The sequence below is a fragment of the Pseudoalteromonas sp. APC 3355 genome (assembly GCF_030407615.1).
GTDB classification, from domain to species: Bacteria; Pseudomonadota; Gammaproteobacteria; order Enterobacterales; family Alteromonadaceae; genus Pseudoalteromonas; species Pseudoalteromonas distincta.
In genome coordinates, this window is record NZ_JASDDB010000001.1 from 170,971 (window position 1) to 193,983 (window position 23,013).

The window sequence follows — 23,013 nt, forward strand, 5'->3', positions numbered from 1 at the left end:
ATTAAATTAAGGAGTTGTGTATGAGTAAAAAGTTTACGCTCATTCCGTTAGTTGCTGCCCTGTTTTCAGGTTCATTATTTGCTGCTGTAGAAGCCGTCACTATTGACGATTTACCCCAGCTCAAGCAAGAGAGTCAACATGGTACTGCTAGCAAACGAGTGGCTAGCTTATTTGCTCGTTCACACTATACACCGGTTCGATTTAACGATGAGCTTTCTAGTAAAGTGTACGATCGTTATATCGAATCCCTTGATTTTAATAAAAGCGTTTTCTTAGCCAGTGATATCGCCTCATTTGAGCAATATCGTGATGACTTTGATAACGCTATTACTACCGGTAAATTAGACTTTACGTTTGATATTTTTAACTTAAGTCTTAAACGCCGTTTTGAACGTTACGAGTATTCACTTACTCTGCTTGAAAAAGAGATGACGTTTGATAAAGAAGATGAATACTTTTTTGACCGTGAAGATTCAGCATGGCCTGCGTCACAAGCTGAGCTTGATGAAATTTGGCGTGAGCGTGTAAAGTACGACGCACTGCGTTTAAAAATGACGGGTAAAGATTGGGAAGGCATTAAAGAGGTGCTGACCAAACGCTACAAAAATGCAGAAAAACGTTTAGTACAATCAAATTCAGAAGATGCATTTCAAATTGTTATGAATTCGCTAGCACGCAGTATTGAGGCGCATACGTCTTATTTATCGCCACGTCGTGCAGAGCAATTCAAAATGGATATGGACTTAGAGCTTGAGGGCATTGGTGCCGTATTAAGCCCTGATGAAGATTACACTGTTATTCGCAGCTTAGTGCCGGGAGGCCCTGCAGATAAAACAGATCAAATTAAAGCTGATGATCGCATTATTGGTGTTGCTCAAGATGGAGAAGAGTTTGTAGATGTAATTGGCTGGCGTTTAGATGACGTAGTTGATTTAATTAAAGGTCCTAAAGGGACTAAAGTACGTCTACAGTATTTAAAAGGTGTTGATGCTCACGGCGCTCCGAAAGTTGTAGAAATCACTCGCGATAAAATTCGACTTGAAGATAGAGCGGCTAAATCAGAAGTATTTGAAGCAAAATACTCTGATCTAACAAGTAAAATTGGGGTGATTGAAATTCCTGGCTTTTACAATAATCTTTCGAAAGATGTAAAAGTAGAACTTGCTAAGCTTAAAGAAGAAAAGGTTGATGGTATTATTATCGACTTGCGCCAAAATGGTGGTGGTTCTTTATATGAAGCAACACAATTGTCAGGTTTGTTTTTTGACCAGGGCCCTGTTGTTCAAATTCATACCTTAAATAACCGTATTGAAGAGCAAAAAGATCGTGATGGTATAACTTACTATGACGGCCCTTTAACTGTGTTAGTTGATCGTTACAGTGCTTCTGCTTCTGAAATATTCGCAGCAGCAATGCAAGATTACGGTCGCGCTGTAATTATTGGTGAGCAAACATTTGGTAAGGGTACTGTACAGCAGCACAAAGGCTTAGGCCGTGCTTATGACCTATACGATAATGCGCTAGGCAGTGTACAGTATACTATTGCTAAGTTTTATCGTATTAACGGTGGTAGCACGCAACATAAAGGTGTTATCCCTGATATTTCGTTTCCATCAGCAATCGATCCTGCACAGTGGGGCGAAAGTAAGCAAGATAATGCACTTCCTTGGGACAGCATTGTTAAAGCGAAATATAAAAAACTAGGTAATCTAACACCTATTATTACGTACCTTGAAAAACAACACGAAGTACGAATTAAATCAGAGCCAGAATTTGGTTATGTATTTAATGACATTACCTTATACAACGAAGAGAAAGACCGTAAAACTATCTCTTTAGTTGAAGCAGACCGTATTAAAGAAAAAGATGAAGGTGAAGCACGTGCACTTGTACGTACTAACGAACGTCTTAAGCGTTTAGGTAAAGATCCGGTAGAAAACTTAGACGATATACCAGAAGTAATCGAAGAGCTTGACCCATTTTTGGAAGAGGCTGCATTAATTACTCAAGATTATATTAATTATGGTCGTATAGCTAAGAAGTAATAACTGGTTTTACCTTTGTAAAAAAGGCGCATTGGCGCCTTTTTTACTACCTAAAATTTACTAAATTGTTATAATCTTCGATTACATAAAGTTGAGCTGGATTAATGACGCTCAATTAATGCGCTTTACGTGCTAAAAATAATAATTAAACACACAGCAAGTGTGTGTAGGAGTCTCTATTTTGAAGCCATTGGAAGATAAACCAATCAAACCCGCCTCGTTTTTTGATGCATTAATTCCTATCTCTGTATTAATCTGTTTACTTGGCGCGGCTGTATACTTATTCGGTGACAACTCTTCATCCGGTCCTAACCAAATAGCACTTTTATTTGCCACTTTTGCAGCGGCTTTAATTGGTCTTAAAAACGGTTACACATGGAAAAAATTAGAACAAGCTATGATCGAAGGCATAACGCTTTCACTTGGTGCTATTTTAATTTTACTTATGGTAGGTGCATTAATTGGTACTTGGCTACTTTCTGGGACTGTACCAACTCTAATTTATTATGGCTTACAAGTTATAAATCCAAGTTGGTTTTATGCAGCGAGTTGTTTAATTTGCGGCATTGTAGCAATGAGTATTGGTAGTTCTTGGACCACGGCTGCTACGATAGGTGTTGCTTTATTAGGTGTTGCTACGGGTCTTGGACTTGAGCAAACAGTAACCGCAGGTGCAGTTATATCTGGCGCGTACTTTGGTGATAAGCTAAGCCCGCTGTCAGAAACAACCAATCTAGCACCAGCAGTTGTTGGCGCTGATTTGTTTGAGCATATTCAACATATGCTGTGGACGACAGTACCGAGTTTTGTAATTGCACTAATTATATTTATATTCATGGGCTTTAATGCAACAGCTTCAAGCGAAGCAGGGCGCATTGATGAAATAACGGCTATTTTACAGCAAAACTTTAATATTGGTTTTGAAATGCTGATCCCGCTAATCGTACTTTTAGTTTTAGCTATTAAAAAAATGCCAGCATTTCCTGCTATCTCAATTGGTGCTGTTGTGGGCGCTGTTTGGGCTATGTTGTTTCAGTCTGATCTAATTGCTAGCCAAATTGATGTTTCTCAAGGACAGCTAGTTGGCTACTTCAAACTTGTTTGGACTACTTTCTTTGATGGTTTTAGCATAAGTACCGGCGATGATAAGATGGATTCGTTACTCAGCGGTGGCGGTATGGCCGGTATGCTTACAACTACATGGCTGATTATGACTGCACTGATGTTTGGTGCCATTATGGAAAAAACAGGTCTTTTGGATATTTTTGTAAAAAGCATACTTAAAATAGCTAAAAGCACGGGGTCGTTAATTGCGGCGACAATAGCTACGTGTATAGGAACTAACGTAATAGCGGCCGATCAATATATAGCGATTGTTGTACCTGGACGTATGTTTAAAGATGAATACGAAAAACGTGGTTTGAAGCCTGTTAACTTATCTCGTACATTGGAAGATGGCGGTACAATTACTAGCCCACTAATTCCATGGAATACGTGTGGCGCATACATGCAAAGCGTTTTACTTATAAACCCTTTTGATTATGCACTCTACGCTTTCTTTAACTTAATTAACCCTGTTTTAGCGGTTGTTTATGCCTACTTAGGCATTAAAATTTTACGTATTAAGCCAAAACAATCTGCCTAATTTTAAGCAGCTCCTTTTAACTTAAAAGGAGCTGCTTTGGAGTATCTATGACTGAATCAAGTAAACCTCAAGCACAATATCTTAAAGACTACAAAGCTCCTGACTTTTTAATTGACCACACAGAGCTAACATTTGACTTACAGCCTTTATCAACCAAAGTAAGCTCTTTACTAACACTTACCCGAGTTGGTGATAAAAAAGCACCTTTAGTGCTTGATGGTATTGATTTGCGTTTACTGTCTTTATCTGTTGATACAGTTGATATAACGGATTATGAAATTGTTGGTGAGCAGCTAATAATTAATAACCTACCGGATAGTTGCCAATTAAGTATTGTGACCGAGATATCACCTGAGACGAATACTTCTTTAGAAGGTTTATATTTATCGGGCGGTGCGTACTGCACACAGTGCGAAGCGCAGGGATTTAGAAAAATCACCTATTACATGGATCGCCCTGACGTACTTGCCACGTTTGATGTAACTATTATTGCCGATAAAAAGTATCTACAACTTCTTTCTAATGGTAATCAAGTAGATAGCGGTGAAACATCAGATGGTCGTCATTTTGTGAAATGGCAAGACCCATTTAAAAAGCCGAGCTATTTATTTGCACTTGTAGCGGGCGATTTTGATGTTTTAAAAGATACGTACACGACTAAAAGCGGCAAAGACGTAGAGTTAGCATTATTTGTTGATAAGGGTAATTTATCTAAAACACCTCATGCTATTGCTTCACTTAAAAAAGCAATGCAATGGGATGAAGAACGCTTTAATTTAGAGTATGACCTTGATATTTATATGATTGTAGCCGTCGATTTTTTCAACATGGGCGCGATGGAAAATAAAGGGCTAAACGTTTTTAATAGTAAATGTGTATTAGCCAATCAAGAAACAGCGACAGACAAAGACTACCATACGATTGAATCCATTGTAGGGCACGAATATTTTCACAACTGGACAGGTAACCGAGTTACTTGTAGAGACTGGTTTCAGTTATCGCTAAAAGAAGGGTTAACCGTATTTAGAGACCAAGAGTTTAGTAGTGATTTAGGTTCTCGTGCACTTAACCGAATTGATGCTGTTAAAGTAATGCGTACGCATCAGTTTAGCGAAGATGCAGGCCCTATGGCGCATCCAATTCGTCCTGAAAAAGTTATTGAAATGAATAACTTTTATACTGTAACTGTATACGATAAAGGTGCTGAAGTTATCCGTATGATGCACACGTTACTGGGTGAAACTAATTTTCAAAAAGGGATGACACTTTACTTTGAGCGCCACGATGGGCAAGCAGTAACATGTGATGACTTTGTCAGTGCAATGAGCGATGCATCAGGTGTAAATTTAGAGCAATTTAAGCTGTGGTATAGTCAATCGGGTACCCCGCGCTTAAATGCAATACAACATTTTGATAGCAGTTCAAATACGTATACATTAACAATAGAACAAGCAGCACCGGACAATCAGCCAGACAATAAACCACTTCATATACCTTTTGCTATTGAACTACTTGATGCGAATGGGGAAAGTATTGCTCTGCAATACAAAGGTAAAAAACTAGATCATGTGCTTGATGTAACAAGTACGACTCAAACATTTAGCTTTGACAATATCTTAGAAAAGCCCGTTGCGGTTTTACTAGAAGATTTTTCTGCACCTTGCATTTTAAATCAGCAAACAACAGAGCCCGAACTATTGCATATTATGCGTTTTGCACGCAGTGATTTTTCACGTTGGGATGCACAACAGCAGCTATTTATTAAAGCGATTAAATCTCAGATTACCGACACATCTAATAGCGTGTTAAGCAGTGAAACTATAAATGCGCTACGTGTACTTATTAACACCAAAGAGGGCGATTTAGCCTTAATTGCAGAGCTGTTTAAACTGCCAAGTTTTGATACATTAGCCGCTGAATTTGAAGTAATACCTGTTGATGAGATTATTGAAATAACAGAAAAGTTTGAGCAACAAATTGCTGACGAACTTGCTGATGAACTGCTTGCTTGTTACGAATCTCTTGAAGATGATGGCAGTATAAGTGCAAGCTCCGTTGCTAAGCGCGCTTTAAAACAAATATGCTTGCATTATTTGGCTAAAACTCAAAAGCCAGAGGCTGTAAGCTTTATTAAAGAAGCCGCAAGTTCGACTAATATGACCAATGTACTTGGTGCACTAAGCGCAGTAGTAAAAGCATCCCACCCTATACAAGAAGAGCTTTTGAATCATTTTGATAGTCAATGGCGCCATGATGTTTTAGTGATGGATAAGTGGTTTGCACTGCAAGCTATGCAGTCAGGCAATAAAGCTATAGATAATATTAAGGCACTTTACGAACATCCGTGTTTTGATTTTTCAAACCCGAACCGTGTACGTGCACTTGTAGGAAGCTTTAGTCACTTTAATACAGCACAATTTCATCGCTCAGATGCCCAAGGCTATACGTTATTAGGTGACTTACTAATAAAACTTAATGCAATTAATCCACAAAATGCGTCTCGTATGCTAACACCGTTCATGTCATGGAAGCGTTACGATGATGTTCGCTCTCAAGCAATGAAACTGCAATTACAACGCTTAGCTAATCTAGATGGGCTAAGTGCTGATTTGTATGAAAAGGTTGAAAAAGCGCTCGCATAAATGATTGAGTATTATTTTACCTTAAGATTGAGCTATAACGAGTGCATGGATTACTACCATGGCCGTTTTAGCTCTTTACAAGTTGTAGAAGATGGCGGTAAAACGATTCGTTTTGCTGCTACACATTTGAGGCCCTTCATTTCAAGTTTAGGTGTACGTGGCCGTTTTAGACTCTTATTAACCCCCGAAAACAAGTTTATCCGCCTAGAGCGAGTGGCCTGACACTCGGTTTTTATGTTATATATACATAAAAATATTGTATTTTTGTTAATTTCAATTTGTCCTATTGTTAAATTACGTGTATAAATTATCTGGTACGACGTCTTACCAATACGTAAGCGTCAACCAAAATATAAAGTATACGGAAGATTAGAGCGAGTATTTGTAATTTCACTGATTCGCTTCTATCGTTATGATTACACTAAAAACAATAACTTGATCACACAAAATGACCCGCGACAGGGGGGAACCAAAATGATAAGAAGATCGCTTTTTGTTAAAAATAGAATCGCTATAGGTATAGCAGCCGCTAGCTTAGGTTTATCTGCAGCAAGTACACAAGCTGTAACATTTGAAGCTGGAGGTTTTGATATTACCTTCGATTCAACCTTTTCATATGGGCAAAGTGTTCGCGTAGAAGACAGAGACTTTAGCCTAATTGGTAAAAGTAACAATCCGGCATTTGATTGGACAGGTTACAACCCTGCGCTAAACAACACTATTTACTCATCTCAAGATGTATGGGCTCAACCTGGCTCTTATTCAAATAATGGTGATGCTGGTAATTTAAATTTTGACAGTGGTGACTCATTTTCAAAACTTTTGAAGGGAACACACGACCTTTCAATAAATAAAGATAACTACGGTTTGTTCACTCGTTTCATGTATTTTTATGACTTTGCGTTGATGGATGGCTATCATGCATATTCAAATCCAACATCAGGGCAGGGGGTTGATCCGTGTGATGATAAAGACACTAAAGCGCAAAGTTGTGCAGATATTCGTTTATTAGATGCGTTTGTGTGGGCTGATTTTGATTTAAATGATGGTAATAACCCTTTATCTGTCCGTTTAGGTCAACAAGTAGTTAACTGGGGTGAGAGTACACTTATATCTCATGGTATTAACGTAAACCCAGTTGATATTGACCGATTGAAAGCGCCAGGTGCTGAGCTTAAAGAAGCATTCATACCTGTAGGCATGCTTTGGGCATCGCTTGGCATTACTGACAACATTACCCTTGAAGGTTTCTACCAATACCAATGGCAAGAAACGCGTTTACCAGCAGCTGGTACGTATTTTTCGACTAATGACTTTGCAGCAGAAAATGGTTATCAGCAGAATGTTCAATTAGGTTTTACGTCTAATCCTGATATTGATGTTGCTTTTTTAACAGATAGCTTGAATAACTTAACATCTGATTTTGCATTAGCCGCAGCAGCACAAGGTATTGATCCTTCAAGTGCAGAAGGAAGTGCTTTATTAGCTCAAATGTATCTTGCATACCCAACTAAAGTTGCTTTAAAAGGTAAAGGGGATAATGGTAAAACAGAGCCTGAAGATGGCGGTCAGTATGGTTTACGTTTAGGTGTATTTTTACCTGAATTTAATGATACTGAGATTGCACTCTATCATGTGAATTACCATAGCCGTCGTCCGCTTATATCTGGTCGCGTATCAAACTTTTCACAAGCTGCAATTGCCCAAGATTTAGCGATGATCATGACAACAGAAATCACGTCAGATAATGTTGCTGATTTAACTGCTTTTTCTAAAGCTGAAAACGAGTACCCTGAAGATATTAAGTTATATGGTTTAAGTTTTAATACGACTATCGGCGAAACAGCCTTCGCGGGTGAATTTGCTTTTCGCCAAGATGAACCGCTACAAATTGATGACGTAGAGTTACTTTACACAGCTATGCCTGAACAATTAGCGGTTGCTGGTATTCGTCCTGATTTTGCGGGTATTTCGCAAATGAGTATAGGCGATGCGGTAAGCTCAGTTGGTGCAGGTGAAGTTGCCAAAGGCTACATTGAACGCGATACATCACAAATTCAATTTACAGCAACACATTTATTTGGTCCTTCATTAGGTGCTGATAGCTGGGCTGTAGTTGGTGAAGTGGGTGCAGTTAAAATTCATGATATGCCTGACTATGACGAAATGCGTTTAAATGTATCCGGTACTGGCCGTAGTGGCACAATAACAGGCCCAGGTACTACTGATTATTCAACATTGCAACTTGGTCTTTCAAATGGCGCTGAAGAAAAATCATTCGCTACAGCATCGTCTTGGGGTTACCGCCTAATTGCTAAAGGCGATTACTTCAACTTTTACAAAGGTATTAACTTTTCACCACGTTTTGTATTTTCTCATGACGTAAACGGTAATACACCAGATCCTATGTTCTTATTTATTGAAGATCGTAAATCTTTAGGTGCTACGATGAACTTTAACTACCAAAATGCGTGGTCACTTGATGTGAGCTATAACTCGTTTTGGGGCGGTGGCGGTGTTAATACATTCTCAGACCGCGATTACGTTTCTTTTAACTTAAAATATTCTATTTAGGGGTAACATTACTATGATTAAAAAACCTACCCTCATCGCTACAGCATTTTGTAGTTTGTTTGCAAGCAGCGCAGCCTTGGCTAAATTAAACGCTGATGAAGTTGCTCAATTAGGTCAAAACTTAACGCCAATGGGTGCAGAAAAAGCTGCGAATGCTGATGGTTCTATTCCAGCGTGGAATAACGGAATTACAACAGCGCCTGCAGGTTATGAAGCTGGTATGCATCACCTCGACCCATTTACAGCTGATAAAGTGCTTTTCACTATCGATAAAAGTAATATTGAAAAGTACAAAGCCAATTTAAGTCCGGGTCAAATTGCTTTATTTGAAGCATACCCAGATACATTTAAAATGCCAGTGTATGAAACACGCCGCTCAGCTTCGTACCCTCAGTTTGTTTATGACGCGACTAAAAAGTTTGCACCAACTGCTGAATTAATCGAAGGCGGTAACGGTATTAAAAATACCGCGATAGGTATTCCTTTCCCTATCCCTAAAACAGGTTTAGAGGCAATTTGGAATCACTTATTACGTTACCGTGGCCAGTCTATTGAGCGTTTTGGTGGTCAAGCTGCACCGACTGCATCTGGTTCTTACAACTATGTTGGTTTTGATGAGCAGCTATTAGTTAAATACTCAGACCCAAGCGCTACACCAGCAGAGCTACAAGACTCAAATATTTTGTTTAAGTTTAAACAAAGCGTTACAGAGCCTGCACGTTTAGCGGGTACTGCATTATTAGTTCATGAAACAATGGACCAAATATTAACGCCGCGCCAAGCATGGACTTATAACTCGGGACAACGTCGTGTTCGTCGTGCACCTAATGTTGCATATGATGCACCAGGCACAGCTGCAGATAGCCTGCGCACTACCGATGATTTTGATATGTTTAATGGCTCACCAAATCGTTACAACTGGACGCTGAAAGGTAAGCAAGAGTTATATATACCTTACAACAGCTATAAACTTCATAGCGACAAGCTAGAGTACGATGATATTTTAATGCCTGGCCATATTAACCCAGAACATACACGTTACGAAAAACATCGTGTTTGGGTTGTTGAAGCTAACTTAAAAGATGATACACGCCATATCTATAAAAAGCGTGTGTTTTACATTGATGAAGATAGCTGGCAAGTACAGGTAACTGATATTTATGATAACCGCGACCAACTTTACCGTGTAGCCATGGCTTATGGCCTTAACTATTACGAAGTTCCTACACAGTGGAGTACGCTTGAGGTTTATCATGATTTGAATTCTCGTCGTTATTTAGCAATTGGTTTAGATAACCAAGAAAAAATGTACGATTTTTCACAGTCGTTTAACGATAACGAATTTACTTCAAGCGCTTTACGTCGCGCAGGTAGATAGTATTAAACTAGGCACTTAACAATATGTTAAGTGCCTTTTCCTTTCTCATCGCGTTTGTCTTACAGCGCGCAACGCACTCCCTAGTAAAAAGACAAACAACTCTCTCGTACAAGGCGATTAAAATTTATGAAGTATTTGGTATATGCCAGCCTGATAATAAGCGGTGCGAGTGTTGCACAAGAAGCCCCTAACTATGCAATCAGTGCAACAAATGCAGCTAAAACCTTACTCACCGATATAACTAACACGGGTAATGGCTTAATTGCTGTTGGTAAACACGGTACTGTTATTAAAAGTACATCGGGTGATTCATGGCAACAAGCTGAGCTAGTTCCAACTCAAGTGCTCTTAACTGCCGTTGATTTTAGTAACGAAAATAATGGATGGGCGTGTGGCCACGATGCAACAATCATAAATACTACTGACGGTGGCGTTAATTGGCAGCTACAACAAGCATTACCTGAATTAGACAAGCCATGTTTAGATATTTTATTTGAAGATGACTTAAAAGGTTTTGCAGTGGGCGCATATGGCATGTTTTATCAAACTACAGACGGTGGTCAACATTGGCAAAAACGCTTTTTAGATTCGCTACTTTTTAGTGATGATCGTGATTACTTAAACGATTTAAAAGAAAATGACCCACAAGGATACGAAGCGGAAACTGCTTCTATTTTACCGCACTTTAATCGTATAGAAAAAACAGACAATGGATTAATGCTCGTTGGTGAAATGGGTTTAATGGCCAGAAGCATTGACGATGGTCAAACTTGGCAAAGAATAGAAGAAGTTTATCCCGGTTCATTCTTTGCAGTTGCCTCTGATAGCACTCAAGAAATTGTGGCGGGGCTACGAGGTAATGTTTTTGCAAAGCAAAGTGGCGAAAAGCAGTGGCAGCATTTTGAAAATGTTAAAACAGCGACGATTAACAACATCATTAATTATAATAACAAACAATGGCTCATGCTCGCTAATAGTGGCGTTATTTTTCATCTTCAAGATGGGTTACTCACCCATGAGCAGCTTGCTGACGGTAAAGCGATTCTTGATGGTGTAATTTTAGATAACAGATTGATCATGGCTACAGAAGATGGCATTAAAGTGAAGGAGTTAACCCCTTAATGCATAAGTTACTCGATTTTATTGAAAAGGCGATTTTTAGACATCGCTTAATTATGCTTATAAGTTTTGCACTTATAACCTGTTTACTTGTATTTAAAGCGACTCAAATTCAACTTGATGCATCGTTTAATAAAAATATCCCGTTAAATCACGATTACATGAAGGTATACACTAAACATGAAAAACAGTTTGGTGGTGCAAACAGTATTTTAATTTCAGTATGTGACGACAGCGGAGATATATTTAATCCAGAATTTTTTACTCAATTAAAAGCGGTTCACGATCAGCTTTATTTTATTCCTGGTGTAAATCGTCCTTTAGTGAATTCTATATTTTCACCTAGTGCTCGCTTTGTAGAAGTAGTAGAGGATGGCTTTGCCGGTGGTCCAATTATTCCTGCAAACTTTAAAGCAGATACGCGTGGATTAGGTGTAGTAAAGGAAAACATTGAAAAAGCAAAAGTTGTAGGGCGTATGATTGCCAGCGATTACTCGTGTGCAATGGTAACGGCTCAACTTTTAGAAACAGATCCTCAAACACAACAAAAATTAGACACATTAGCTTTTGCACAAAAGCTAGAAAGTGATTTAAGAGAGCCTTTAAGTACAGACAAAGTAAGTATTCATATTATTGGCTTTGCAAAAATGGCTGGTGATATAGCTGAAGGCGCAAAAGGGGTAGTCGTATTTTTTGCCATTGCTATCGCCTTTACCTTTATTATGGTTTGGCTATTTTGTGGCAGTTTAAAGCTAACTATTTTGCCTATCGCGTGTTCTATTATTGCCGTTATTTGGCAATTAGGCCTGCTTTCAAGTTTAGGGTTTGGACTAGACCCTATGTCTATTTTGGTGCCGTTTTTAGTCTTTGCTATTGGTGTAAGCCATGGTGTGCAGATGATCAATGCGATTGGCAAAAAAGTAGGTGAAGGAAAAAGTACGCGAATTTGTTGTCAGTCAAGTTTCAGGGCTTTATTAATACCTGGTGGTATTGCACTGCTTTCAGACACCGTAGGCTTTTTAACGTTACTTACTATTGATATTGGTATTATCCGCGAACTTGCTATTACAGCGAGTTTAGGTGTGGCAGTAATTATATTTACAAATTTAATTTTGCTGCCAGTTTGGGCGTCGTACATGAACTTTGAAAACAGTGTACATATTCAATCTGGTGATGCTGAGAAGCCTAATATACTTGATAAGATCAGAGACATTTTAGTAAAAGCAACCGATCCTAAAATCGCTAAAATGATTATCGGTTTTACTCTTGTTTTATTTGCTCTAGGCTACTGGCAAGCAGATAAAATGCGTATAGGTGACTTACACGCAGGCGCACCATCTCTGCATCAAGATGCCCGTTACAACCAAGACACGTTTTTAATATCGGATAAGTACACTATCTCGTCTGATATTTTAAAAGTAATTGTAGAGGCGTATCCTGCAGCATGTACTGAGCATGATGTGATGGAGCGTATAAGCCGTTTTCAATACAAAGTTGAGAATGTGGCCGGTGTGCAGTCTGCTGTAAGTTTGAGCTCTGTAGCTCAATCGGTTAACGCGGGCTACAACGAAGGCAATTTAAAATGGCAGAGTTTGCCAAGAAATTCAGCGAGCTTAGTACAGTCAACGTCTCGAGTTGAAACTAGTACAGGCTTACTTAACGGTGATTGTTCTGTTATGCCTGTGATTATATTCTTAGATGATCATAAAGCACAAACTATCGATACCGTAATTAAGAGTGTTAAGCAATTTGCCCAAGAAGAGGGCACTGATAAATTGGCATTTAAATTAGCGTCAGGACCTGTGGGCGTAATGGCCGCGACTAATGAGTCTGTATCAGAAGCACAAATACCCATGATGCTTTACGTTTATGGTGCCGTTATTATTTTATGTTTAATGAGCTTTAGAAGCGTAAAAGCAACAATAGCCGTGGTATTACCGCTTTATATTGTATCAACCCTTGCCCAAGCACTTATGGTACAGCTGGAAATAGGCTTAACTGTTTCTACTTTACCTGTAATTGCATTAGGTGTAGGTATTGGTGTTGATTACGGTATTTATATACTGTCGTCGATGATGGGGCAGCTTAAGCAAAACGTACCGCTTAGTGTTGCTTATCGAAATGCGCTTGTTGAGCGTGGCAGCGCGGTTCTATTTACTGGTATTACATTAGCTATTGGTGTGAGCACTTGGATATTCTCAGATCTTAAATTCCAAGTTGATATGGGTATACTATTAACCTTCATGTTTTTAGTGAATATGTTAGGTGCAGTGTTGTTATTACCCGCAATTGGCAGCCTCCTCTGGACTGACCAGAAAAAATAATGTGAATACTTTTGCTCCTAAATGGCCAGTAATGGCCATTTATATCTATATTTTGTGAATAGATGACCAAATAGCTGAAATGCTTAAAATGTTTTCATCGAAAAGGCTGTTTATTAGCTGTAAAAGGGTTAGAATTTAACTGACTCCACGCTAATAATACGCTGTACAAATATTCTGCTTTTAGCAGTAATAGATTAAGGAACATACAATGACACGAAATGAAGGCCAAGCCTCGGTTATCCTAGATAATGTCTGTAAGCTGATCCAGAAAAAAGTTCGCGCTGATAATGTGTTACTCGTTGAGAAATTCGCCAAAGCCTTGTACAGCAATATGTCTAAAGAGGATTTGGCAAACCGCAACGATAGTGACCTATATGGCGCAGCATTAAGCCTTTGGAACTCGCTAGAAAAAAATACTACTGACGACGCTGTTATCCGCGTTTTCAATCCAGAAGTGGCAAAAGATGGCTGGCAGTCATCACATACAATCGTTGAAATTATCACTAAAGATATGCCGTTCTTAGTTGATTCTGTTCGTATGGCCATGACTCGTGAAAATATCGCCTCTCACTTATTACTTCACTGCCCATTAAAAATTAAGCGTGATGAAAACGCTAAAATTTCTGGATTATCAAATTTAAAAGCAGAGCAAGAATCTTCATCTACTAAAACAGTATTTTTTATTGAAATTGACCGTCAAACAGATTCTTCTGTGATTGAGTCTTTCAAAAAAGAATTAGAGTCTGTGCTTGTTGATGTATCAGTTGCTGTTGATGATTGGCAACCAATCCGTAAAAAATTAATTGCAGTGACTAAAGAGTTACCTAAACGTCATCATAATAAAAGTAAAGATGAAGTTTCAGAAACAACTGAGTTTTTAGATTGGTTAGCTAAAGATAATTTTACCCTAATGGGTTACCGGGAATATGAGTTAAGCCCAGTTCAAGGTGATTACCAACTAAAAGGTAAAATGGATACAAGCCTAGGCTTGATGAAAAACTCAACTGAAGAACACACTCGCTTATTATCAGAATTACCTGAAGTTGCACGTCAAGAAGCTCGTAGCAGCAACCTACTGATTTTAACAAAAACTAACTCTGTTTCTCGTGTTCATCGTCCAGCTTACATTGATTATGTAGGCATTAAGCGTTTTGATGATGAAGGCAATGTAATTGGTGAAGACCGTTTTATCGGTTTATTCTCATCAAGCTTTTACAATAACAGTGCTACTGATGTGCCTGTGTTAAAAAGTAAAATTAATCGCATTATGGAAATGTGTGATTTTGCTAAAGGTACTCACGCTTACAAAGCTGTTTTAAATATTTTAGAAACCTACCCACGTGATGAGCTAGTTCAAGCGCGCGAAGGTGAGCTACTTGAAGTTGCTATGGGTGTGTTACAAGTACAAGAGCGCGATATGTGTCGCTTGTTTGTACGTAAAGATGCGTATGGTCGTTTTTTATCTTGTATGGTTTATGTACCTCGCGAGCGTTATAACACGGCTCTTCGTCGTGAAACGCAAGATATATTAGCTAATGCATTTAATTCTGACGATAAAGTCGAATTTACTACTTATTTCTCTGAGTCAACACTGGCGCGTACTCATTACACCGTTCGTGTGACCGACAACAAGATCGAATATAACGTGAAAGACATCGAAAACAATTTAGTAGAAGCTGCACGTACGTGGGAAGATAAACTTCAATCTGCTCTTTTAGAGTCTGCGGGTGAAGCTCGTGGTAACGATTTAAATCGTAAATACTGTAACGCGTTTGCACGCTCATACAAAGATGAAGTGCTTCCAAGTGCTGCGGTTGTTGATATTGAAAAGTTAGAACTACTTAGCGATGAAAACAAACTAGAAATGCTGTTTTATCGTCCTCAAGAAGAAGCAAACAGCAATATTGTACGATTAAGCTTATTCCATAAAGATGAGCCGATTCACTTATCTGATGTCATGCCAATGCTTGAAAACTTTGGCCTTCGCGTTGTTGGTGAAACACCATATTCAGTTAAAACTAGCGATGGTCGTATCAACTGGATCATGGACTTCTCGATGCTTATTGACAGCAAAGGGATGGCGGATTTTGATAAAATCTCAGCACGTTTTCGTGCTGCATTAACAAATGTTTGGGGCAACCGCCTTGAAAACGATGGTTTTAACCGTTTAGTGTTAATGGGTGGCTTAACAGGCCGCGAAGCCTCTATTTTACGTGCGTACGCTAAATACATGCGTCAAATAGGTGTAACGTTCTCACAAAGCTACATAGAAAGTACATTTGCAAATTATCCAAATATCGCAGCGCAAATTGTTAACTTGTTTGCTAAAAAGTTCTCAGTTAAAAGCCCTGCAAGTGCTAAAACACTTGAAAAGCTAAGCACGCAAATTTATTTAGAGCTTGAAAATGTAGCAAACCTTGATGATGACCGTATTATACGTTTATACGTAGATATGATTGTTGCGACGCTGCGTACTAACTATTTCCAAAAAGACGATGCTGGACAGTTTAAGTCTTATGTGTCGTTTAAAATACAACCTAGCTTAATCCCTGATGTACCACTTCCTTTACCTGCGTTTGAAATTTTTGTTTATTCTCCGCGCGTAGAAGGTGTGCATTTACGTTACGGCAAAGTAGCGCGTGGTGGTCTGCGTTGGTCCGACCGTCGTGAAGACTTCCGTACTGAAGTACTTGGCTTAGTTAAAGCACAACAAGTTAAAAATACGGTAATCGTACCTGTTGGTTCTAAAGGTGGCTTTGTATGTAAACAACTACCGACTGAGCGTGAAGCGTTTATCAAAGAAGGCCAAGAGTGTTATAAAATCTTTATCCGTGGTCTTTTAGATATTACTGATAATATTGAGCGTGGTGAAATAGTACCAGCGCGCGATGTTGTTCGTCACGATGAAGATGATGCTTACCTAGTAGTTGCAGCCGATAAAGGAACCGCTACTTTCTCTGATATCGCAAATGGCATTGCTAACGAATACAATTTCTGGCTAGGTGATGCATTTGCATCAGGTGGCTCGGTTGGTTATGACCATAAGAAAATGGGTATCACAGCAAAAGGCGCATGGGAGTCAGTTAAACGACATTTCCGTGAAATGGATATTGATTGTCAAACTACCGACTTTACAGTCGTAGCAATTGGCGATATGGCAGGCGATGTATTTGGTAATGGTATGCTGTTATCTAAGCATATTCGTCTACAAGTTGCCTTTAACCATATGCACATTTTTGTTGACCCTAATCCAGATGCTGCTACATCTTACCCTGAGCGCGAACGTTTATTTAATATGCCGCGTTCTTCTTGGGAAGATTACAATAAAGAGCTAATTTCTGCCGGTGGCGGTGTGTTCTCTCGTGCAGCTAAATCAATTACGCTTAGCCCAGAAATGAAAAAAATGTTGGGCACTAAAAAAGCTAGTATGACACCAAATGAGTTAATGAAAGCCTCATTAATGATGGAGTTTGATTTACTGTGGAATGGCGGTATTGGTACATACATTAAACACTCTAAAGAAACTGATGCCGATGTAGGGGATCGTGCAAACGATGCACTACGTATCAATGGTAGAGATTTAGGCGCTAAAATAATAGGTGAGGGCGGTAACTTAGGTGCAACGCAATTAGGTCGTGTTGAATTTGCAGCTAAAGGTGGTCGCGTTAATACTGACTTCATTGATAACGTAGGGGGTGTTGCCTGTTCTGATAACGAAGTAAACATTAAGATTTTACTTAATGGCTTAGTCGCTGAAGGTGACCTAACACGTAAACAACGTGATGAGCTACTTTATTCAATGACAGATGAAGTTTCTGAATTAGTACTAAAAGACTGTTACCGTCAAACACATACTATTTCAATTACACAGTCTAAAGGAACTTCAACGCTCAAAGAAAAGATTCGCTTTATTCATGCGCTTGAAAAAGAAGGCAAGTTAAACCGTGCTATCGAATTTATTCCAAGTGATGAAGAATTGGCAGAACGCGCCGCTGCAGGTAAAGACTTAACTCGTCCTGAGCTTTCAGTGCTAGTGTCTTACGCAAAAATGGTATTAAAAGAGTCTTTAGTAAGTGATGAAATTACTGAAAACCCTTACTATCGCCAATTGCTTGTTAAGTCATTCCCACGTCCATTGCGTGAGAAGTTTAACGATGCGATGAACAACCACCCACTTCGTAAAGAAATTATTGCAACTAAACTTGCTAACAGTATCGTTAACGATATGGGTTTAAACTTCATGGTACGTATGCATGAAGAAACTGGTGCTAATGAAGCTGAGATAGCAATGTGTTACTCAATTGCTAGCGAAATATTTGAAATGCGTGAAACATGGTCTTCTATTAGTGCACTTGATAATAAAATACCAGCAGCAGTTCAAACTGAAATGCTTTACCAACTTCGTCGTACTGTGCGCCGAGCAACGCGTTGGTTCTTACGTCATCGTAATAAGTCACAAACGATTGAGCAAGGAATTGAATTCTTTGCGCCAACCTTTAAAGATTTAAGCGATAACTTAAATACGTATATGATTGAAAAAGAAAATGATCGTATTGTAATTGAGGCCAATAAGTTAATTGACGCGGGCGTTCCAACAGATATAGCTAGTCGTATTGTTTCTTTATCAAGCTTATTCTCTGTGATGGATTTAGCAGAAGTTGCGAATAGTTCAGGTAAGAGTATTTCGATGGTGTCCAATACTTACTTTAAACTAGGTGCAAGAATGGGTCTGCATTGGTTCTTAGAGCAAATAACTAAGCAACCAGTAGCGAATCATTGGCAAGCACTTGCTCGCTCGTCTTATCGAGAAGAGCTTGATTGGCAGCAACGTACGTTATCTGAAGTTGTATTAAATAGCTTTGAAGGTGATGAGAGCGATGTTGATAGTCAAATAGACGAGTGGATGGATAGCCAAGATTTATTACTTCAACGCTGGAAACAAATGCTGGCTGAGTTTAAAACATCACAAAGCCACGACTTTGCTAAGTTCTCGGTTGCACTTCGTGAACTTATGTTGTTAAGCCACAATTGTGATACATCAGGAAAATAATTTAGCTTTAATCAGTTAATTGTTTAGTAAATAAATAACTGATTGTTAAAATTGTTATACAATACCTCAGCCTTGTCTGAGGTATTTTTTTGTCTAAAATTTAAAAAGAGGATTATATTGATGTTTTATGATTTAGCTCGCCGTTTTATGTTTACCCGTGATGCGGAGTGGGCGCATGAGTTTGCACTTAATAATCTTCGTCGTTTTACCAATACACCTTTAAATTTAGCTTGGTCGCAAAATATTTCTGATAAGCCAGTCGATTTTTTGGGTCTGAAATTTAAAAACCCTGTAGGGCTAGCAGCTGGCCTTGATAAAAATGCGGAATGTATTGATGCATTTAGCCAAATGGGCTTTGGTTTTATTGAAGTTGGCACTATTACGCCGCGTGCTCAAGCGGGTAATGATAAACCTCGTATTTTTAGGTTGCCAGAATCAAACGCTATTATTAACCGCATGGGTTTTAATAATAAAGGCGTTGATAACTTAGTCGCAAATGTAAAAGCAGCAAAATACAGTGGCATACTCGGTATTAATATTGGTAAAAATAAAGATACGCCAAATGAACAAGGTAAAGATGACTATATTCATTGTATGCGTAAAGTATTTGAACATGCCTCATATATTACGGTAAATATTTCATCACCAAATACACCTGGCTTGCGTGATTTGCAATATGGCGCTGCACTTGATGATTTACTGCAAAGTCTTAAAAACGAACAGTTAGATTTAGTTGCAAAGCACAATAAACAAGTGCCTATGCTTGTAAAAATTGCACCGGATCTAGATCAAATACAAATAGAGCAAGTAAGTGAATCACTTTTAAATAATAAAATCGATGGTGTAATTGCCACCAATACCACGCTTGAGCGAGCTGCAGTTATGGGCCAGCAATATGCAGAAGAAGCCGGCGGTTTATCAGGTCACCCAGTTAGAATGCGTTCTACAGAGGTAGTGAGTGAATTGAAACGCTTAACACAAGGTAAGTTACCAATCATCGGAGTAGGCGGAATAGATGATGCGCAATCTGCAAAAGAAAAGTTCGATGCAGGCGCAAATTTAGTCCAAGTTTATACTGGGTTCATCTACAAAGGTCCACAATTGGTAAAGTCGATCGTTAACGGCTTATAAGGATCAGTTATCTAAGCTTTTGATCGTTCGATAAATGTTCTAAGCAAGCATTTTAAAAGTGGTCAAAAGCGGTTATGCTGTGAGCAATAATTATTCAACATACCCAAGGAGGAGTAAATGTTACAAGCATCAAAGCAATGGCAGTGGATTACTTGTCCTAATAAAAATCGTTTGTTACTTGATTTAAATGACGACATGCAATTATGTACGCCCTATAAGTTAAGACAACTCACCGATTCTGTTTTTAAAAATCCACGTTTTAGTTTAGAAGATGCTGCATTTTATGAACAAGTTTATAACTATTTAGATGGGTTTGAATTGTGGACTGCTGCTCAAATTTGTCAAATATCGCTAAATGCAACCGCTGTTAAGTATCACTTAAAACCCGTTTTATCAAAAAGCTGGTTTTTTGAAGAATACACTGGAACAGAGCCAAGTGTAGAAGCAATAGTTAAATTAATATCTAAAGCGCAGACTGGCGATTTTTTAATTGTAGAGCATTGCCCTGATGCATCTATTTGCTTAAATTTAAGCGAAACCTTTAAATTAGACGAAAATTTATCTTTAGCACAATTTGAAGTAATCCGTATTTTGAATAATCGAGTACACCCCATTCTAAATCAGCAATATCAAAGTCAAACCGCCTAACCAAATTTAAGTTTTTAAGCGTGCCTTTATGGCGTGTTTGTCGCCCAACCTATGTTATAATCCTGCGCAATTAGCTATTAAGGGTTATTACTTTGCAATTTATCGCACTTACTTCTATCGGAATCGAAAATTTATTGGTTGATGAACTAACAGAACTTGGCGCAACTGTGTCTAAGCAAACTGTTGGTTCTGTTCGTTTTGAGGCTGACTCATTACTGGCGCAAAAGGTTTGTTTATCAAGTCGTTTTGCAACGCGTGTGCTTATGCTTATTGAAGAAAAAGAAGGCGTAGATGACAAGAATAGCCTGTATAATTTTGCTCGCTCGCAACCTTGGCAAGAGTGGTTTGGACCAACTCAAACATTCGCTGTCGACTTCAACGGTACCAATGACTCATTAAAAAACACACAATTTTCGGGTCTTGTAATAAAAGATGCGATTGTCGACTACTTTAATGATTTATACGAGCAGCGTCCTAACGTTGATAAGCAAGATGCAAATGTGCGTGTTGTTGCGCGATTAAATCGTTACGGCGTTTCTATGTATATTGACTATTCGGGCCCTCGTTTGTCTGAACGTGGTTACCGTCAAGGTCAAGGTAAAGCACCAATTAAAGAACATTTAGCTGCTGCATTAATTAAACGAAGTGGTTGGCTTGATAATGTAAAACAACCTTTATTCGATCCATGTTGTGGTGCGGGTACTATTTTAATCGAAGCGGCTGGCATGGCACGAAACGAAGCACCGGGATTATTTCGTGAAGGCTTTGCTTTTGAGCGTTTACCCAGTTTTAGAGCCGCTAAGTTTAAAGAACTTAAAGAAGAGTTACTTGCTAACATTACCGATCCTAAATTGTGGTTAATTGGCCACGATTACGATGAACAAGTTTTAAATAAAGCGATTGATAATGCCAAACGTGCTGAGCTTGATGATGTTATTAAGTTTAAGCAAAGTGATGCAACTAAACTTACTGCTGTTGCAAAATTACCGGGTGTTGTAATTTCAAACTTACCTTATGGTGAACGTATTGGTTCTATGGCTGAGCTTGTTGATTTACACCGTAATTTAGGTGTTGGCTTTAAAAAGCACTTTAATCATTGGAAACTTGCCTTACTAGGTATGGACGAGAGCTTATTTAAACTTTTAAAACTTGTGCGCCTTAAGCGTTATAAGTTTAAAAATGGCCCACTTGATGTTGAACTTAACTTATATCAATTAGATGATAAGCAAGTAAGTTTGACCACCGATGATAAAAAAGCGCTTAATTTTGAAGGTTCTACGTCATTCGCAAATAGATTGAAAAAGAATAAGCAAGGCTTAAAAAACTGGCTTAAACAAAATAAAGTAGACGCTTATCGTGTTTATGAAGCGGATATCCCTGAGTACAATGTTGCTGTAGATATTTACGGTGATTCTGCGGTTATTTTTGAATATGCAGCGCCTAAAGAAATTGATGAAAAAACATCAGAAAAACGCCTGCAAGACGTAATAACATTGACTTCGCAACAACTTGATATCTCACCTGAAAATATTGCTGTAAAAGTGCGTAAAAAGCAAAAGGGCGAAGAGCAGTATACGGCCATGTCTAAACAAAACCGAACTATGGTAGTTGAAGAGTTTGGTGCTAAGTTTAAAGTTAATTTATTTGACTACTTAGACACAGGTTTGTTTTTAGATCACCGTTTAATGCGTCGTTATATTCAAGAAAATGCGAAAGATAAGCGCTTTTTAAACTTGTTTGCATACACAGGTACTGCCTCTGTGCATGCTGCACTTGGTGGCGCTAAAGCAATTACAACAGTTGATTTATCTAAAACCTATTTAAAATGGGGCCAAGATAACTTCGATTTAAACAATATCAGTAATACACGTTACCGTTTTGAACAAGCAGATTGTTTAAAGTGGTTAGAGCATGCGACAGCACAATATGATTTGATATTTTTAGACCCTCCAACGTTCTCAAACTCAAAACGTATGAAAGACGCGTTTGATGTGCAAAGTGATCACATTAAATTATTAACGTGGGTTAAAAAGATCTTAAGTCCATCAGGTACTTTGATTTTCTCTAATAACAAACGTGGTTTTGTAATGGATGAAGTTGGCCTGATTGGTTTAGGTTTAAAAGCCGTTAATATCTCAGATAAAACGCTATCACCAGACTTCAAACGTAATAAAAAAATCCATAATAGCTGGCTAATTACGCATGGCTAAATGGATTTTATATCATACTGATGGTTGCCACTTGTGCGAACAGGCTGAGCAACTTATCACTGATGTACTAAATGACAACAGTGAGTTATTACTAATCGATATTATGACTGATGAGCAGCTTATTGCTGAGTATCAAATTACTATTCCTGTATTAAAAAGTGAAAAAGGCGAGAAATTATATTGGCCTTTTACTTTACACTCTGTGCGCGAATTTTTAGCACAAGCAGAATAAGAGCAAATAAGAACT

The 23,013-nt window shown here is 38.5% G+C and carries 13 protein-coding genes; all 13 read left to right on the forward strand.

Annotation, left to right across the window (positions count from 1 at the left end):
• Nucleotides 1-20 precede the first annotated feature (20 nt).
• Complete coding sequence (prc, locus tag QMA08_RS00750; RefSeq protein WP_154903037.1) at nt 21-2,045, forward strand: carboxy terminal-processing peptidase; 2,025 nt, start codon at nt 21-23, stop codon at nt 2,043-2,045.
• Between the two features lie 181 nt (nt 2,046-2,226).
• Nucleotides 2,227-3,690 (forward strand): Na+/H+ antiporter NhaC, encoded by a 1,464-nt coding sequence (gene nhaC / locus QMA08_RS00755; RefSeq protein WP_002961908.1) that lies wholly within the window; start codon nt 2,227-2,229, stop codon nt 3,688-3,690.
• A 47-nt stretch (nt 3,691-3,737) separates the two neighbouring features.
• The gene (gene pepN / locus QMA08_RS00760) at nt 3,738-6,332 is read left to right on the forward strand and encodes an aminopeptidase N (RefSeq protein ID WP_193226511.1); all 2,595 of its coding nucleotides are present in this window, start codon (nt 3,738-3,740) and stop codon (nt 6,330-6,332) included.
• A complete protein-coding gene (locus QMA08_RS00765; protein WP_010552655.1) occupies nt 6,333-6,554 on the forward strand; it encodes a DUF2835 family protein in 222 nt (73 codons plus the stop codon).
• A gap of 252 nt (nt 6,555-6,806) precedes the next feature.
• On the forward strand, nt 6,807-8,906 hold the full coding sequence (locus QMA08_RS00770) for a DUF1302 domain-containing protein (protein ID WP_182671585.1): 2,100 nt from the start codon (nt 6,807-6,809) through the stop codon (nt 8,904-8,906).
• A 13-nt stretch (nt 8,907-8,919) separates the two neighbouring features.
• On the forward strand, nt 8,920-10,284 hold the full coding sequence (locus QMA08_RS00775) for a DUF1329 domain-containing protein (RefSeq protein ID WP_165721954.1): 1,365 nt from the start codon (nt 8,920-8,922) through the stop codon (nt 10,282-10,284).
• A 126-nt stretch (nt 10,285-10,410) separates the two neighbouring features.
• Nucleotides 10,411-11,406 (forward strand): YCF48-related protein, encoded by a 996-nt coding sequence (locus QMA08_RS00780; protein WP_182674347.1) that lies wholly within the window; start codon nt 10,411-10,413, stop codon nt 11,404-11,406.
• On the forward strand, nt 11,406-13,727 hold the full coding sequence (locus QMA08_RS00785) for an MMPL family transporter (protein ID WP_278382664.1): 2,322 nt from the start codon (nt 11,406-11,408) through the stop codon (nt 13,725-13,727). The genes QMA08_RS00780 and QMA08_RS00785 overlap by 1 nt, the downstream gene beginning before the upstream one ends.
• A 208-nt stretch (nt 13,728-13,935) precedes the next feature.
• Nucleotides 13,936-18,777, forward strand: coding sequence for an NAD-glutamate dehydrogenase (locus QMA08_RS00790; RefSeq protein ID WP_290173349.1), 4,842 nt, complete (start codon nt 13,936-13,938; stop codon nt 18,775-18,777).
• Nucleotides 18,778-18,897: 120 nt separating this feature from the next.
• Nucleotides 18,898-19,908 carry a quinone-dependent dihydroorotate dehydrogenase gene (gene pyrD, locus QMA08_RS00795; RefSeq protein WP_002961897.1) on the forward strand — a complete coding sequence of 337 codons (1,011 nt, stop codon included), beginning with the start codon at nt 18,898-18,900 and terminating at the stop codon, nt 19,906-19,908.
• Between the two features lie 117 nt (nt 19,909-20,025).
• Nucleotides 20,026-20,556 (forward strand): cell division protein ZapC, encoded by a 531-nt coding sequence (locus QMA08_RS00800; RefSeq protein ID WP_182674343.1) that lies wholly within the window; start codon nt 20,026-20,028, stop codon nt 20,554-20,556.
• A gap of 92 nt (nt 20,557-20,648) precedes the next feature.
• The gene (gene rlmKL / locus QMA08_RS00805; RefSeq protein WP_138489126.1) at nt 20,649-22,766 is read left to right on the forward strand and encodes a bifunctional 23S rRNA (guanine(2069)-N(7))-methyltransferase RlmK/23S rRNA (guanine(2445)-N(2))-methyltransferase RlmL; all 2,118 of its coding nucleotides are present in this window, start codon (nt 20,649-20,651) and stop codon (nt 22,764-22,766) included.
• Nucleotides 22,759-22,998: a glutaredoxin family protein gene (locus QMA08_RS00810; RefSeq protein WP_002961779.1), complete on the forward strand. Its 240-nt coding sequence runs from the start codon at nt 22,759-22,761 to the stop codon at nt 22,996-22,998. Before rlmKL ends, QMA08_RS00810 begins: the two co-directional genes overlap by 8 nt.
• The last annotated feature ends 15 nt before the right edge of the window (nt 22,999-23,013 follow it).

Coding starts and splice junctions, on each gene's coding strand:
- prc (WP_154903037.1), top strand. CDS start 21: ATGAGTAAAAAGTTTACGCTCATTCCGTTAGTTGCTGCCCTGTTTTCA.
- pepN (WP_193226511.1), top strand. CDS start 3,738: ATGACTGAATCAAGTAAACCTCAAGCACAATATCTTAAAGACTACAAA.
- QMA08_RS00765 (WP_010552655.1), top strand. CDS start 6,333: ATGATTGAGTATTATTTTACCTTAAGATTGAGCTATAACGAGTGCATG.
- QMA08_RS00770 (WP_182671585.1), top strand. CDS start 6,807: ATGATAAGAAGATCGCTTTTTGTTAAAAATAGAATCGCTATAGGTATA.
- QMA08_RS00775 (WP_165721954.1), top strand. CDS start 8,920: ATGATTAAAAAACCTACCCTCATCGCTACAGCATTTTGTAGTTTGTTT.
- QMA08_RS00780 (WP_182674347.1), top strand. CDS start 10,411: ATGAAGTATTTGGTATATGCCAGCCTGATAATAAGCGGTGCGAGTGTT.
- QMA08_RS00785 (WP_278382664.1), top strand. CDS start 11,406: ATGCATAAGTTACTCGATTTTATTGAAAAGGCGATTTTTAGACATCGC.
- QMA08_RS00790 (WP_290173349.1), top strand. CDS start 13,936: ATGACACGAAATGAAGGCCAAGCCTCGGTTATCCTAGATAATGTCTGT.
- pyrD (WP_002961897.1), top strand. CDS start 18,898: ATGTTTTATGATTTAGCTCGCCGTTTTATGTTTACCCGTGATGCGGAG.
- QMA08_RS00800 (WP_182674343.1), top strand. CDS start 20,026: ATGTTACAAGCATCAAAGCAATGGCAGTGGATTACTTGTCCTAATAAA.
- QMA08_RS00810 (WP_002961779.1), top strand. CDS start 22,759: ATGGCTAAATGGATTTTATATCATACTGATGGTTGCCACTTGTGCGAA.